This window comes from Pseudarthrobacter sp. H2, from assembly GCF_050157045.1.
In the GTDB taxonomy this organism is placed as follows: Bacteria; Actinomycetota; Actinomycetes; order Actinomycetales; family Micrococcaceae; genus Arthrobacter.
On the sequence record NZ_CP189594.1, the window covers coordinates 2083305 to 2097540 of the forward strand.

Here is a 14236-nt window from a genome sequence, read left to right on the forward strand (position 1 = left end):
CTTCCGCCAGCGCTAATGCCTTCCTGCTATGAACTTTGAACTTTATATGTATTAGACAGCATGATTTGAGCTGCGAATACTTGAAGGAACGCACTACCCGCCCGGCCACCCTGCCGGCGCCAGATCGTCCGCCAGGTTCCTGGCCGAAGACCCCATTTTTAGGAGCACTACGTTGGAGAACAAAACCCACGCCGGCCAGGCGATCGTTGATTCGCTGGCCCTGCACGGCGTCGACCGTGTATTCGCGGTCCCGGGCGAAAGCTACCTGGCCGTCCTCGACGGCCTGCACGGGGCAGACATCGAGACCATCGTGTGCCGCCAGGAGGGGGGCGCCGCGTACATGGCCGAGGCCCACGGCAAGTTCACCGGCGAGCCCGGCGTCGCCATGGTGACCCGCGGACCCGGAGCCGCCAATGCCTACGTTGCCATCCACGCCGCGTGGCAGGACGCCACGCCGATGGTCCTGTTCGTCGGACTGATCCCGGTCGCGGACCGCCAGCGCGAATCCTTCCAGGAGTTCGATCCGAACGCCTGGTTCGGCACCCAGGCCAAGCGCGTCTTTGTCCTCGAAGAAGCGTCACGGGCCTCCGAAGTGGTGGCCGAAGCCTTCTTCGCCGCCAAGTCCGGCCGCCCGGGCCCGGTGATCGTGGGCCTTCCGGAGGACGTCATTAGGCACGAGTTCACCGGCGCCCTGCACCCGGTGCTCACGGTCGCCGAGGGCGCCGTTTCCGCCACCGAGCTGGAACTGATCACCGCGGCCCTGGCCGGCGCGGAGAAGCCGGTCATCTTCGCCGGCGGCCCGCGCTGGACGCCCGAAGCCGCCGCGGGCGTGACCCGCTTCGCCGAGACCAACGGCATCCCCGTCATCCAGGACTGGCGCGCCTCGGACCGCATCCCCTTCGGCTCGGAGGTCTACGCCGGTGCCCTCGGCTACGGCCGGACGCAGGAGACCGTCCGGATGTTCGCCGAGGCGGATGTCCTGCTGGCCGTCGGCGCGCTGCCCACGGACGTCCCCACGGACGGCTACAAGATCCGCCAGTCGATGGACGCCACCAACATCGTGGTCAACATCGACACCACCCTCCGGGGCCGTTCCGGCGCCGTGACCGCCCACATCCTGGCCTCCCCGGTCGCCTTCGCCGACGCCGTCAAGGACGTCCAGCTGGGCAGGTCCGCGCAGTGGGATGCCTGGCGCGCCGCCGGCCGGACCGCCCAGGCCGCTTTCAGCGCACTGCCGGACCTGGCCACCCTGCCGGCCACCCGCGAAGGCACCGGACACATGAGCGCCGTGATCGCCGAACTCGTCCGGCGCCTGCCGGAGGACGCCGTCTACAGCTTCGGTGCGGGCAACCACTGCGCCTGGGCCCAGACGTACCTGCCCACCAACGTGTTCCCCAGCCAGCTGAGCATGCGCAACGGATCCATGGGCTACAGCGTCCCGGCCGCCGTCGCCGCGTCGATGCAGAGTCCCGAGCGGCTGGCCGTGGCCGTCGCGGGCGACGGCGAATTCCTCATGAACGGCCAGGAGTTCGCGACCGCCGTGCAGTACGGCGCGGCCATGCTGATCATCGTCATGGACAACGGCCAGTACGGCACCATCCGCGACCACCAGGAGCACCACTTCCCCGGCCGGGTCAGCGGCACCCAGCTGAGCAACCCGGACTTCGCCGCGTTTGCCCGGGCCTTCGGCGGCCACGGCGAAACCGTGACGAGCGACGACGACGCCGCGATCGCCGTCGAACGCGCGCTCAAGGCGGTCCAGGACCAGCGGATCCCGGCCATCATCCACGTCATCACCGACCCGCGGATCGCCCTCCCGTAAACGCCCTGGAAGCCCCACGGAAACCCCGACACAGCATCGCCTGAAACTGCAACTAACGAAGGAGAACAGCATGAGACTCTATGCCGTCACTAACCCGGCCACGGGAGAGACCGTCAAGGAATATCCCACCGCCACCGACGCCGAGATCCGCGCCGCGCTGGCGGCGTCCGACGCCGCCTTCACGGCCTGGAACAGGACGCCGCTCGAAAACCGGGTCAAGCTGTTGAGCCGCGTCGCCGAGCTCTACACCGAGCGCCGCGAAGAGCTCGCGGCAATCGTCACCCGGGAAATGGGCAAGCCCATCTTCCAGGCCCGGATCGAGGTTGACATCGTGGCCTCGATCTACCGCTACTACGCCGAGAACGGCCCGGCGTTCCTCAAGGACGAGGAGCTGGACGTCGCTGCCGGCGGCACGGCCATCGTCCGCAAGGATGGCCTGGGCGTCCTGCTGGGCATCATGCCGTGGAACTTCCCGTACTACCAGGTGGCCCGCTTCGCTGCGCCCAACCTGATGAATGGCAACACCATCCTGCTCAAGCACGCCCCGCAGTGCCCCGAGTCGGCCCTGGCCATGGAACAGATCTTCCTCGACGCCGGCGCCCCCGAGGGCGCCTACGTGAACATCTTCGCCACCAACGGGCAGGTGGCGGACGTCATCGCTGACCCGCGCGTCCAGGGTGTCTCACTCACCGGCTCGGAGCGCGCCGGCGCCGCCGTGGCCGAGATCGCCGGCCGCAACCTCAAGAAGGTCGTGCTGGAACTCGGCGGCTCCGATCCTTTCCTGGTGCTCGATTCCGCGGACGTTGGCCAGGCCGCCACCCACGCACTGTTCGGCCGCTTTGGCAACACCGGCCAGGCCTGCAACGCCGCCAAGCGCATCATCGTCGATGACGCCGTCTACGACGAGTTCGTCGAAAAGTTCGTCGGCGCGGTCACCTCCGTGAAGGTGGGCGACCCCACCGAGGCGGACACCTTCATGGGACCGCTGTCCTCCACCGCCGCCCGTGACGGGCTCGCAGCCCAGGTGGACGACGCCGTCGCCAAGGGCGCCACGGTGCTCGCCGGCGGTTCCCGGCCGGAGCAGCCCGGCGCCTGGTTCCAGCCGACCATCCTCACCGGCGTGACACCGGAGATGCGCGCGTTCTCGGAGGAACTGTTCGGCCCCGTCGCCGTCCTGTACCGCGTCGCCAACGCGGATGAAGCCGTGGAACTGGCCAACAACTCCGCCTATGGCCTGGGCGCCGTGATCCAGTCGACCGACGCCGCCAAGGCCCAGGAGATCGCGGGCCGCCTGGACACCGGCATGGTCTACATCAACGAGGCCCCCGGCACCGCCCCCGAGCTGCCGTTCGGCGGCATCAAGCGCTCGGGCGTCGGACGTGAGCTCGGCAAGTACGGCATGGACGAGTTCGTCAACCGCAAGCTGATCCGCACGGCCAAGTAGGCCCACACCGCACCACTGGCAACAACAACGCAACGGAAGCGGGGCCTCGACAGCACAGCTGTCGGGGCCCCGCTTCTTTGCGCTGCCGGCTGTTGCCCGTTTGCCCACTGAGCGCCTCCGTGAGAAGCACGGGGCTGCCCGTGTGGTCGGGCCCCATAGGGCCCAAGGTCCAGGACGCGGCGGAACGAGGGCGCGCATGGCCGAGGGCCGGCACGCCGGTCGCGTGTCGGTGCCCGGTGTGCCGCAACCCCCCGGCCGCCGGCCGGTGAAGTCCATGCTGCATCCCGGGACCCCGGGCTGGCGTCCACACGGATCCAGGCGTCGATGCGGATCAAGCCGGCCACGCGCTCTGTCCCCCCGGGAGCACGACAATAGCCGGGGCCGCAGAGCGGCGCCGGCTATTGTCGGGTGTGAGAGGGGTCCTCCGCTTGGCGGGGTGGCGTTGGGCGGTGTTGGCGGTTGGCGGGGTCCGGCTTAGTCGAGGACGTCGGCGGGCGGCGGCTGCGGCGCGGACTCCGTCCTCGCCCGGCGCCTCTTGCTGAACTCGTAGCCCACGGCGATGGCTCCGAGCAGCAGCACGGTCCCCGTCAGGCTCATCCACCACGTACTGCTGGTTCCCGGTAGCACCATGGACAGGAAGACGACGGCGAGGACAGCCAGGGCCAGCCAGGATGTGTACGGTGCACCGGGCATCCGGAATTCGACGGCGGGGAGCAGGCCCGCCTTGACGCGCTGGCGGAACCTGAGCTGGCAGGCGAAGAGTGAGCCCCACAGCAGCAGGATGCACACGGCGCAGGCACCGAGGGCCGTCTCGAAGACGGCTGCCCCGCCGAACACATAGGTCATGAGGACGCCGAGCAGGTAGAACCCCCCGATGGCGGCCAGGCTTCCGACCGGAACCCCGCTCTTCGTGATCTTGGCCGTGAAGCGCGGTGCCTCACCGTTCGACGCCAGTGTGCGCAGGGCCCGGACGGAGGCGTACAGGGTCGCGTTGATGCCGGAAATAGAGGCAGTCAGGACCACGAAGTTCATGACCGAGGGGAGCCAGCCGATGTGCAGTCCGGCCAGCGCCGTGACGAAGGGCGATTCGGCCCCGCTGTACTCGCTGGTGGGCAGCAGCATGCTGAGGACCAGAACGGAGCCGAGGTAGAACACGACGATCCGGAACACGATGCTGCGGATGGCCTTAGGCATGACCGCGCGGGCGTTCTTGGCCTCGCCAGCTGCCACGGCGGCTATCTCGACGCCGGAGTAGGAGAACACGACGCCCTGGCTCACGAGCACCACCGGGAGCAGCCCCTGGCTGAAGAAGCCGCCGGAGAACAGGTTGCTGACGCCGGCCTGGGTGTCGAGGCCCATCGGACCGCCAAAGAACACGATGATGAGGCCCGCGGCCAGGAAGAGAACGATCGCGATGACCTTGATGAGGCTTGCACCGACCTCGATGAAGCCGAACATCCGTGCGGAGAAGAGGTTGGATCCGACGATCACGAGCCAGGCCACGAGGGCCGGGATCCAACCGTCCAGCTGCGGCCACCAGTACTGGACGTAGATGGCCACCGCCGTGACCTCGACGACGCCGAGCAGCCCGCCCAGGGTCACCATGATCCAGCCGGTCGCGTGGGCGAGCCTGTGGCCGAAAAACTCGCGGGCATAGGACACGAAGGACCCGGTGGTGGGCCGGTGCATCACGAGCTCGCCGATGGCGCGCATCAGCAGATAGGCGACGACACCGGTGACGGCGTACGCGATCAGCAGGGCCGGCCCGGCGGCCTGCAGACGGGATCCGAGGCCCAGGAACAGTCCGGTGCCGATGGCGCCGCCCAGGGAGATCATCTGGATCTGGAAGTTGGACATGGTCTTGCGGTAGCCGTCGTCGCCGGCCTCAACATAGGCAGCCGAAGGTTGCTTCGGGGTCGTGACGTCCTCGGCACGACCTTGGGTAATTGTCATGATGGTTTCCTAGCCGGCGATCGGCGTTGCTTGCGCGCCAGCGGACGATGCCGCTGCGACTGCTTCGGTGAAGACTTCGCCAAGAATGGTGGCACCCTTGCGGATGTCCTCAAGGGGTGGAAGGCAGAAGGACATCCGCAGTTCGCTGCGTCCGTTTCCGTCCGTATAGAAGGCGGTGCCGGGAACGTAGACGACGCCGCGCTCGATGCACTCGTAGACCAGCGCTTCCGTGTCGACGCCCTCGGGGAGTTTGACCCAGAGGTAGAATCCTCCCGTGGGCCGGTTCCAGGTGGTGCCGGCCGGCATGACCTTTTCCAGGGTCTCGACGAGGGCCTCGAACTTTTCCTTGTAGATGCCGCGGTATTCGCTCAGCTTGGACTCCCAGGCCGGATCGTCGAGGTATGCGCTGATGAGCTGCTGCGAGAAGACCGACGGGTTCAGCTGGGATGTCTCACTGGCGTTCACGAGGTGGCCGTAGAGCGAGGCGGGCGGCAGGACCCAGCCAACTCGCAACCCCGGGGCGATCATCTTGGAGAACGAGCCGAAGTAGAGGGTGATGTCCTCGTATTCCGGCTGGATGGCGCGCATGGTCCTGCCGTCAAAGCCGAGCAGCCCGTAGGGGTTGTCCTCGAAGATCAGCAGATCGTTGCTGCGGCACAATTCGCCCACCTGCAGGCGGCGCTCCGCGGAGAGGTTGACGCCGCCCGGGTTCTGGAAGTTGGGGATCGTGTAGAGGCCCTTGGCGGTCTTGCCGGCGGCCCGGACTTCGCCGATCAGCCGCTCGAGTTCCGCCGGGATAAGGCCGTCGGCGTCCATGGGAACGTGGACGATTTCGGCCTCGTAGCTCGTGAAGACGGCCATGCCGCCGGCGTAGGACGGTGCCTCGGCGAAAATGACGTCCCCGGGGTTGACCAGAACCCGGGCGGCGACGTCGAGTGCCTGCTGGCTGCCGGACGTGACGAGGACCTGCTCGGGATCGGCCGTGATGCCTTCGAGGGCCATGAGCCTGGTGATGTGCTCGCGCAGTTCCGGAATGCCGTCGCTGGCCCCGTACTGGAACGACCGCTGCCCGCTCTCGATGAGGATGCGCTGGGCTGCCTCCGCGATCCGGTCGAAAGGCAGGGCGCCGAGGTAGGGGGCGCCGTTGGCGAAGGAGATGATGCCGGGGCGCTGGGCGGCCCGGAACACCTTGCGGACCTCGGAGGGGCGGGCCGCGAGCGTGCGGCCGGCGAGGCGCTGCGGTGCGGAGAAGGGCTCGGCGGCGCCGGTAGCTGTGGGGGCGGGCGCCGCGCCTGCGGAAGATTCCACGGAGATAGACATGGGGTTCCTTTCAGCCATGAGTATCCTCCCATTGTCGGGATGGCAGACAGATGCTGTCCAAGACCAAAATCCGAAGAATGCCATGCCCGAAAGGCATGATGATTGCTTTCCGAGGTCGGGGGAACGGGCCGAACGGCCGGAGGGGCTGTCCCGCGGCTCTCGGCGGGCGGCCAAATGATACCGGCCGCACGCTGGTTGAGGAGAGCGTGCGGCCGGAACCTTGGGACTGGAACCTCTGCCGATTACCACTGGCGGGTGTCCGGGTCCTGTGCCCAACTCTCGCTGATCCGGCTGAGAGCACGCTGAGAGGACAGTAACTGTCCGTGGCGGTTGTCGGCGGGCCGGAGTTGCCCCATTCTTGGTACATGGAACAGCCCCCCTCCGGCGCCGCCGGCCGCTCCCGCAGCGGCGTGGCCGGCTGGGGCGTGCGCAGGCGCCTGACGGCGGTCGCGGTCGGCGTCGTGGCATTGGCGTTGCTGGTCGGTGGGGTGATTCTGCTGGTGCTGCTGCAGACATCGTTGATTGCCTCGACGGAATCAGCCGCCGGGCAGAAGGTCCAGGACGTGATTGCCGAGCTGGATGATCGGGACGTCGCGGACGCCAGCGACTACATCGCCGCCACGGCGCATGCCGGCCAGTTCGTCCAGCTGCTGGACCCCGCCGGATATGTAGTGGCCAGCTCAAACCCCGACGCCGGTAGCACCCCCCTGTCCGCCCAGCGTCCCGGACGCGGCCGGACCCTGACCCAGGAGGTTTCCAGTCTTCCAAGCGTCGGGGATAACGACGATTTCTACATCGTCACCACCGGCGTGCAGGTCGGGGAAGGCGCCTACACGGTGATCGTCGCCTCCTCCGTTCAGGTCCGGTCGGACACCATCTCCACGGTGGCTTGGTTCCTGCTGGGGGCCACTCCGCTGCTGCTGGCGGTGGTTGCGGTCTCCGTGTGGATGCTGGTGGGGCGGTCCCTCCGCCCGGTCGAAAGGATCCGGGGGCAGGTCGCCCGGATCAACGCCGAGCGCCTGGACGGACGCGTCGATGTCCCGCCCACGAATGACGAAATCCATGCCCTCGCGTTGACCATGAACACGATGCTGGACCGCCTTCAGGTCTCGGACCGGGAACAGCGTCGGTTCGTCTCGGACGCCAGCCACGAGCTGCGCAGCCCGCTCGCAACCTTGAGGGCGGGGGTGGAGATCGCTTCGGCGGATCCTTCCGGGGCGATGTGGATCGAGCTGAAGGATGTTCTGGCGGGCGAAACCGCCCGAATGAGCTACCTGGTGGAGGATCTGCTGACCCTCGCCAAGGCAAACGACGGCGGGCTCAGGCTCGAGGATGCGGACGTGGATCTCGACGACGTCATGGACCAGGAGATCCGCCGCCTGCGCTCAACGAGCGCCCACCGGATCACGGCCGAGCTCACCCCCGCCCGGATCAAGGGAGACGCCCGCCGTCTGACGCAGGTGCTGCGCAACGTTTTGGACAACGCCGACCGGCACGCCCTCTCAAGGATCAGGATCAACCTTAGGGCCGCCCCTGAGGGGGCCCTCGTCACGGTTGACAACGACGGCGGGCCGGTGCCTGAGGCGGATCGGGAAAGGATTTTTGAACGGTTCGTCCGGCTCGACGGGAGCCGCTCCCGGGAAGGCGGCGGCAGCGGACTCGGCCTGGCCATTGCGGCCGGGATCATGGCTGCACATCAAGGCTCCATCCGGGCCACGGAAGGGCCGGCGGGCGAGTGCCGCTTCGAAATGGTGTTTCCCGCTCCGGACGAGGCCGCCGCTGCCCTGCTCACCCCTCGGGATGCCCGCCGGCCGCGGCAGCAGGGATCCGGTCGGCGCTGAGCAGATACCCCATGCCGCGGACCGTCGTCAGCGTGTGGAGGTCGAAAGGGAGATCGATCTTGCGGCGCAGGTAGCCGACATAAACCTCGACGACGTTGTCTCCGCCGTCAAAGGCAGGGTCCCAGACGTTGCTGAGGATCTCCGCCTTGGAGACGATCTGGTCGTGCCGGCGCATCAGGTATTGCAGGAGCCCGTATTCCCGGGCTGTGAGGCTGATGCCTGTATCGCCGCGGCGGACGCTGCGGTTAACGGGGTCCAAAGTCAAGGTCCCGAGGGTCAGCACGACGGGCCGCTCGGGAGCCCCCCTGCGGATCAGGGCCCGGATGCGGGCCACGAGGACCAGGAAGCTGAAGGGTTTGGTCAAGTAATCATCGGCGCCCAGGTCAAAGGCATCAGTCTGGTCGTATTCGCCGTCCTTGGCTGTGAGCATCAGAACCGGCGTCCAGATCTTGCGCTGCCGCAGTTCCTTCAGAACGTCATAGCCATTCTTGAGTGGCAGCATCAGGTCCAGCAGGATCACGTCATAGGAGTTGTCCGTCGCGGCCCAAAGGCCGCCGACGCCGTCATGCGCGACGTCCACGACGAACCCTTCATTGTTCAGCCCACGGCGGACCGTGGCCGCCAGGGTTTTTTCATCCTCCACCATCAGGATCCTCATTGCTGGACTCCTCCCTTTGGGACAGTATGGCGCGTCCGGAACCAGCTTAGGTTTTATCCGTGGCTTCCACACCGGGACGAAAGTCCTCAAAGGATCCCTTGGAGTCTCCGGGACCTGCTGTGACGGCCCTGGGCCCCCGGCTCCTACGGTACCTGCGGAACCGGCCCGAACAGCCAGCCGGACACATCGCTGCGCAGGACAACGTGCGGCCCGCCCGTGGCGCTGACGCTTCCGCTTGGAACGTAGTAGCCCCGGCCCAGGCCGGGGCCCCCGGCCGCCCGGTCCAATGCGTCGGTGAGCTGCCTGCTCAGGTGTCCTTGAGGCCCGAGGGCGCGGAGTTCATTCAGTTCGCTGGGGGTCAGCCGTCCCAGTACCGCGGTGATATCGGCCATCATGAATCCCTTCCGCCGGTTGTGCCTAAGGCAACAGGCTAGGCCACTGCAATTAACGGGGAATGTCATCGAGGTGACCAACAACGAACGATCCCGGGTGCCCCGGGTTACGGAGGTATGCGCAGACTGTCGTGAGGGTCACTCCGCTGCGGCCTCCGGTACCCGGCAAATTAAGGGATTGATGCTGTACCGTTCAATCCCGGAACGCCAGAACAACGGAAAAGAGTATCACCAGGTGGCAACCGATTATGACGAAGTCCGATCCGACGTCGCGGAATCCCGCAACGCCTCGTTGGAGGCCCTCCGCTCCGCGAACGCGCCGGACGCCCGCAGCGTGGCCCGTGAGCTCGACGAGGCCGACACCTCGGAGGGCGTGGAACTGCCGGGCGCTGACCTCTCCGGCGAAGAACTGACCGTTACGGTCATCCCGCGGCAGGAAGATGAGTTCACCTGCTACTCATGCTTCCTGGTCCGGCACCGTTCCCAGCTCGCCCGCGAAAAGGACGGCCACGCGTATTGCGCTGACTGCCTCAGCTAAGCGGCCGGCCCGCGGTCGATGAACTCCGCGCCGATGAACTCCGGGTCGGCGAAGCCGGGGAAGCGTGCCGGAACGCGGCGCCGCCGCCACTCGTCGTCCAGCGCGACGGCGGTTGCCCCGCCCTCGCGGTTGTTCAGGTCCGCTAGCCCGCCCGTGACCTTTCCCGGTGATCGAAGCGCTCCTGGCCGCGGGACGCCGCCTGCAGTCCAGGTCCGGACACGGCAGTTCCGCGCGAGGGATGTAGGGCGGCCCGGCGCCCGGCCTTCAACAGGCGCGGCCCGCTGGCCAGGACCCCGACCTGGCTGAAGGCCTGCGGGAAATTTCCGAGAAACTCACCGGTGTCCGGATGGATCTGTTCCGGCAGCAGGCCGAGCGGATTGGCGCGGCCGCACAACTCCTCGTACAGCGCGTAGGCTTCTTCGATCCTGCCCTGCCCGGCAAGGTTATCCACGAGCCAGAAGCTGCAGAGCAGGAAGGCGCCCTCACCTCCGGGCAGCCCGTCCGGGGAAACTTCCGACCGGTAGCGGAACAACAGTCCGTTGCCTGCGTCCAGGCCCTCCGCGATAGCCTTCGTGGTCGAAACCATCCGCGGATCGTCGAACGCGATGACGTTGCGGACCGGCAGCGTCAGCAGCGCTGCATCCAGTCCCCCGGCGCCGCCGAGCTGCTCCGTGAACGTCTGCCGTTCGGGGTTCCAGGACTGCGTCAGTGCGGCTTCCCGGATTTCCCGGGCAGCGAGCTCCCACCTGCGCCGGGGGTACGGCAGGCCGTGCCTCCGGGCAATCTGGATGGCCCGGAGGCACGAAGCACAGCGCCGCCGAGTAGGTGAACGGACGTCCCTGCGCCCGGATCTCCCAGGGCCCGCTGTCCGGGGTCTTCCATCGCTGGATGGCCAGTTCGACTATGGGCGTCAGCGCTGCCCAGAGCCTGCCGTCCACGCGTCCGCCACTGTTGGACCACTGGTAGGCGATGTCGATGATCTCGCCGTAGACGTCATGTCCGGCTGGTGAGTGTGCGGCTGCCGGATTTACCGGTGCCATTTCCCCGCGCCGGGCGGACAATGAAGGAGTAAATTCTCCATAGCCGCCAATTCCCAGCGCCGAGGATGGTAAACCATGAAGATTGGAAAGGTACGGGCTGCATTCCTGGTGGCCCTGGTATTGGCCGGGACGGCAGGGTGCGCCTCCGGCGGCGGATCAACGGCCACGACGTCGGCGCCGGCCCCGACCTCGACGGCCAGCATGCCGGTGGAATCTTCCTCCGCCGTGGCATCCGCCGCGGCCATCACCGTCAAGGACTTCGCCTACGGGGATCCGATCACCGTGTCCCCGGGCGCGACGGTCATGGTGACCAACATGGACACCGCGGAGCACACCGTGACGGCGGACCAGGGCTCGGCGTTTGACGTGGAGGTCAAGGGCAGCGGCGGAACGGCCACCTTGACGGCTCCGTCGAAGCCTGGGACCTATGCGTTCCATTGCACCTACCACCCGAACATGCACGGGACGCTGACGGTAAAGTGAGCGTGCGAAGCCACTCCGGCCGTGCCGTGGGCGTGCGGGGAAATGACGTGGCCCTGCGGGTGTCCACTGCTGTAGCCCTGTTCATCGATGCCGGCGTCCACGTCCATCTCGCGCCCGGCTATCAGGCCGGGAACTCCGCCGGGATCGGCCAGGGCAACCTCTTCCTGCTCGAGTCCGCGGCCGCCGTCCTGGTTGCGCTGTACGTCCTCCTGCGGGGAAGCAGGGCGGCCTATGCGGCCGCCTTCATCGTTGCCTTGAGCGCGTTCGCGGCGGTGGTCCTCTACCGCTATGTGAACATACCCGCGTTCGGCCCCTTCCCGGCCATGTATGACCCGCTCTGGTTCTTCGAAAAGTCCCTCAGCGCGGTGGCGGAAGCCGCCGGGGCAATTCTCGCAGGCATTGGGTTCGCCCGGGCCGGCGCCCGGCGTCCGGCCCGGCGCATCACCTGACTGTTCTCCCGGATTTCCGCTCCCGGGGGTCCGGCGCGTCTTCGCGGGTCCGGCGTTCCGGAAAGGCGCCTGCGGCTCCTGCTAGCATGTGGGCGGGGTGGTTCATGCCAAGGACAGCGGAGCGTCGTGCCGTGGCCGACGTGGCAGCGGCAATGGCAGCGTTTTTTGTGCCCGGAATCTGGATCTCGGACCTGACCATTCCCGACGTCGGCCCGCGTGCCCTGGCGCTTGCCGCCGGCGCCGCCGTGGCCGGCCGCGCGGCCGCCTGCGTTCTTCGACGCAACCCGCGTCTGTCCACCCCCGCGGACCGCGTCACGCTGCTCAGGGCTGTACTGACAGCGTGTTGCGCCACGGTAGTCGTGGCCGACCTCTTCGCAGGGTCCCGTCCCGGCATGCTCCTCATCCTTCTCGGCACAACTGCACTTTTGCTCGACGCCGTGGACGGCCGCGTGGCCCGGTCCACCGGCACCGCGTCTGCCGCAGGTTCACGCCTCGACACGGATACCGATGGCGCGCTCGTATTGGTGCTCTCGTGTGCAGCGGCCGCGGCGTTCGGACCCTGGACCCTCTGCACCGGGCTGATGTACTACGCGTTCCTCGCCGGCGGCTGGTTCAGGCCGTCCCTGAGGGAACCCCTGCCACCCAGTACCGCCCGCAAGGTCATCGGAGCCGTCCAGCCCTCAGCGTTGTTGTTCGCCTTGGCCCCCGGGGTCCCGCCCGCTCTTGGCGCGGTGGCGGCAGCCCTGGCCCTCGTGTTGCTCGCCGCGTCGTTCGGCCGGGACGTCGTCGAGCTGGAGCGCCTCCGCCGCAGGCCCCCGTCGGGTGCCGCCACAGGGCCGGGCGCCGCCGAAGCCGCCCGGATGTGAGCCTGCTGGCCGGCAGTTGCCCCGCTTCAGCGCTCGCGGACAGGTGCGGGCCTGGGCGCCAGGTGTCTGGTGGCCGGGCCCTGGATGACGGAGCCGTCGGTGGAAAACCGGGAGCCGTGGCAGGGGCAGTCCCACGTCACTTCGGCAGGGTTGAACTCGACCGTGCAGCCCAGATGCGTGCAGATAGCCGAGTAGGCGCGGAGCTGCCCGGCCGGCTCGGCATAGACGGCAATCTTTTCTCCGTCCAGTTCGACGACGGCCCCCTCGCCCGGAGCGGGCATGGCGGTTACCACCCTCGGGAATCTCCCCTCCACGGACCGCGCGGCGCTGGGGACCGGGGTGTCACGGCGGCTGTCGAACACCCGCGCCCATGGGTTCTCCCGGCCGCACAGGGCGTCGGCGAGGATCAGGGCACCGGCGGTGCCGTTGCTCAGGCCCCATTTCCGCAGGCCGGTGATCACATGGATGTGGGCGGCCGACGGCGGCATGCGCCCCACGAAGGGCAGCCCGTCAACGGGGATGCCGTCCTGCGTGGACCAGCGGAAGACGGGTTCGCCGGCGCCCAGCCGGTCACGGGAAAACGCCGCGAGCCGGCGGTAGCACCCGGCGGAGTCGACGGTCTCCTCCGCCGGGTGCCCTTCGCCGCCCGCCAGCACGTAAGCGGCGCCGTCGACCTCGATCGCCAGGATCGAGCGCATCGGCTCGTCGACGCTGATGTACGTTCCTTCCAGCGGCGCGGAGCCGGCGCGGCTGGCGACGAGATAGGAGCGGTGCAGGACGGACCGCCGGTCGAAAAATCCGCCGTCGCCGAACGGCACATTCGTGGCCACGATGACATCACGCGCCCGGAGCGAGCCCCGCTCGGTCTCGACGATGACCGGCGGGCCGTCGCGGAGTGCCACAGCCCGGGATTCCGGCCGGAAGGCCGAGCCTGGCGGCCAGGGCCGCTTCGTCCCGGACCAGGGCAAGGGCCTCGTCGGTTTCGGCGTAGGTGTAGTTGGCCACACGGCGGAAATCGCAGTCGATTCCCTCCTCGGCCACGACGCGCGCGATGTGCTCGACGGCGGCCTGGTTCGCCTGGCCGTAGCCGCGGGCCGTGTCCTGGCCGTGGCGGGCCGCCAGCGCGGTGTACGCCAGACGGTGCAGGGACGTGACCTTGCCGGTGGTGTGCCCGGTGACTCCGGTACCGACGCGCGCCGCCTCAAGCACTGCGACGCTGTGGCCTGCCCGTTTAAGGGCGAGCGCTGCGGTCAGGCCCGCAATGCCGCCGCCAATCACCGCCGTGTCGACCTCAATCCCGCCGGCGAGCGGGGGATAACCGGTGGCCCCGGCGGTGGCGACCCACAGGGAAACCGGTTGTCCTTCGAAGCGCTCACTCATGGCGATGCCTTTCGACCAGCATGCATCCGGGTCCCGGATCTGCGTGCTCT

At 68.0% G+C, this 14236-nt stretch carries 13 protein-coding genes and 2 pseudogenes; 7 read left to right on the forward strand and 8 right to left on the reverse strand.

The window, feature by feature from the left end; translation table 11 throughout:
• Positions 1 to 172 precede the first annotated feature (172 nt).
• Together ACQCSZ_RS09855 and ACQCSZ_RS09860 are read left to right on the forward strand one after the other, a co-directional pair.
• Complete coding sequence (locus ACQCSZ_RS09855) at positions 173 to 1822, forward strand: thiamine pyrophosphate-dependent enzyme (RefSeq protein WP_427007818.1); 1650 nt, start codon at positions 173 to 175, stop codon at positions 1820 to 1822.
• A 70-nt stretch (positions 1823 to 1892) separates the two neighbouring features.
• Positions 1893 to 3266, forward strand: a complete 1374-nt coding sequence (locus ACQCSZ_RS09860) for an NAD-dependent succinate-semialdehyde dehydrogenase (RefSeq protein WP_427007819.1) — start codon at positions 1893 to 1895, stop codon at positions 3264 to 3266.
• A 474-nt stretch (positions 3267 to 3740) separates the two neighbouring features.
• On the opposite strand, the gene ACQCSZ_RS09865 is transcribed toward ACQCSZ_RS09860, so the two are convergent.
• Together ACQCSZ_RS09865 and ACQCSZ_RS09870 are read right to left on the reverse strand one after the other, a co-directional pair.
• Entirely contained in the window at positions 3741 to 5219 is a 1479-nt protein-coding gene (locus ACQCSZ_RS09865) for an amino acid permease (protein WP_427007820.1), read from the reverse strand.
• A gap of 9 nt (positions 5220 to 5228) precedes the next feature.
• Positions 5229 to 6539 carry a PLP-dependent aminotransferase family protein gene (locus tag ACQCSZ_RS09870; protein ID WP_427007821.1) on the reverse strand — a complete coding sequence of 437 codons (1311 nt, stop codon included), beginning with the start codon at positions 6537 to 6539 and terminating at the stop codon, positions 5229 to 5231.
• A gap of 365 nt (positions 6540 to 6904) precedes the next feature.
• On the opposite strand from ACQCSZ_RS09870, the gene ACQCSZ_RS09875 reads away from it, so the two are divergent.
• Positions 6905 to 8380, forward strand: a complete 1476-nt coding sequence (locus tag ACQCSZ_RS09875) for a sensor histidine kinase (RefSeq protein WP_427007822.1) — start codon at positions 6905 to 6907, stop codon at positions 8378 to 8380.
• Here the strand turns inward: ACQCSZ_RS09875 and ACQCSZ_RS09880 are convergent.
• Together ACQCSZ_RS09880 and ACQCSZ_RS09885 are read right to left on the reverse strand one after the other, a co-directional pair.
• Complete coding sequence (locus tag ACQCSZ_RS09880; protein ID WP_427007823.1) at positions 8328 to 9038, reverse strand: response regulator transcription factor; 711 nt, start codon at positions 9036 to 9038, stop codon at positions 8328 to 8330. The two genes, ACQCSZ_RS09875 and ACQCSZ_RS09880, sit on opposite strands and share 53 nt — an antisense overlap.
• Positions 9039 to 9181: 143 nt before the next feature.
• Positions 9182 to 9433 carry a hypothetical protein gene (locus ACQCSZ_RS09885; RefSeq protein ID WP_427007824.1) on the reverse strand — a complete coding sequence of 84 codons (252 nt, stop codon included), beginning with the start codon at positions 9431 to 9433 and terminating at the stop codon, positions 9182 to 9184.
• A gap of 232 nt (positions 9434 to 9665) precedes the next feature.
• On the opposite strand from ACQCSZ_RS09885, the gene ACQCSZ_RS09890 reads away from it, so the two are divergent.
• On the forward strand, positions 9666 to 9968 hold the full coding sequence (locus ACQCSZ_RS09890) for a DUF4193 domain-containing protein (protein WP_211881304.1): 303 nt from the start codon (positions 9666 to 9668) through the stop codon (positions 9966 to 9968).
• A 142-nt stretch (positions 9969 to 10110) separates the two neighbouring features.
• Here the strand turns inward: ACQCSZ_RS09890 and ACQCSZ_RS09895 are convergent.
• Positions 10111 to 10761 (reverse strand): annotated as a pseudogene (locus ACQCSZ_RS09895) (glycoside hydrolase family 15 protein); the annotation flags it as partial.
• Between the two features lie 43 nt (positions 10762 to 10804).
• A pseudogene (locus ACQCSZ_RS09900) lies at positions 10805 to 11008 on the reverse strand (glycoside hydrolase family 15 protein); the annotation flags it as partial.
• A gap of 75 nt (positions 11009 to 11083) precedes the next feature.
• Here ACQCSZ_RS09900 and ACQCSZ_RS09905 point away from each other — a divergent pair.
• The 3 genes from ACQCSZ_RS09905 to ACQCSZ_RS09915 all read left to right on the forward strand — a co-directional run bounded on the left by ACQCSZ_RS09905 (position 11084) and on the right by ACQCSZ_RS09915 (position 12806).
• Positions 11084 to 11491, forward strand: coding sequence for a cupredoxin domain-containing protein (locus ACQCSZ_RS09905; RefSeq protein ID WP_427007825.1), 408 nt, complete (start codon positions 11084 to 11086; stop codon positions 11489 to 11491).
• Entirely contained in the window at positions 11488 to 11940 is a 453-nt protein-coding gene (locus ACQCSZ_RS09910) for a hypothetical protein (RefSeq protein ID WP_427007826.1), read from the forward strand. The genes ACQCSZ_RS09905 and ACQCSZ_RS09910 overlap by 4 nt, the downstream gene beginning before the upstream one ends.
• Before the next feature lie 131 nt (positions 11941 to 12071).
• Positions 12072 to 12806 (forward strand): CDP-alcohol phosphatidyltransferase family protein, encoded by a 735-nt coding sequence (locus tag ACQCSZ_RS09915; protein WP_427007827.1) that lies wholly within the window; start codon positions 12072 to 12074, stop codon positions 12804 to 12806.
• 26 nt (positions 12807 to 12832) lie between these two features.
• On the opposite strand, the gene ACQCSZ_RS09920 is transcribed toward ACQCSZ_RS09915, so the two are convergent.
• Both ACQCSZ_RS09920 and ACQCSZ_RS09925 read right to left on the reverse strand, forming a co-directional pair.
• The gene (locus ACQCSZ_RS09920; protein ID WP_427007828.1) at positions 12833 to 13708 is read right to left on the reverse strand and encodes a Rieske 2Fe-2S domain-containing protein; all 876 of its coding nucleotides are present in this window, start codon (positions 13706 to 13708) and stop codon (positions 12833 to 12835) included.
• Entirely contained in the window at positions 13644 to 14186 is a 543-nt protein-coding gene (locus ACQCSZ_RS09925) for an NAD(P)/FAD-dependent oxidoreductase (protein WP_427007829.1), read from the reverse strand. The genes ACQCSZ_RS09920 and ACQCSZ_RS09925 overlap by 65 nt, the downstream gene beginning before the upstream one ends.
• Positions 14187 to 14236 lie beyond the last annotated feature (50 nt).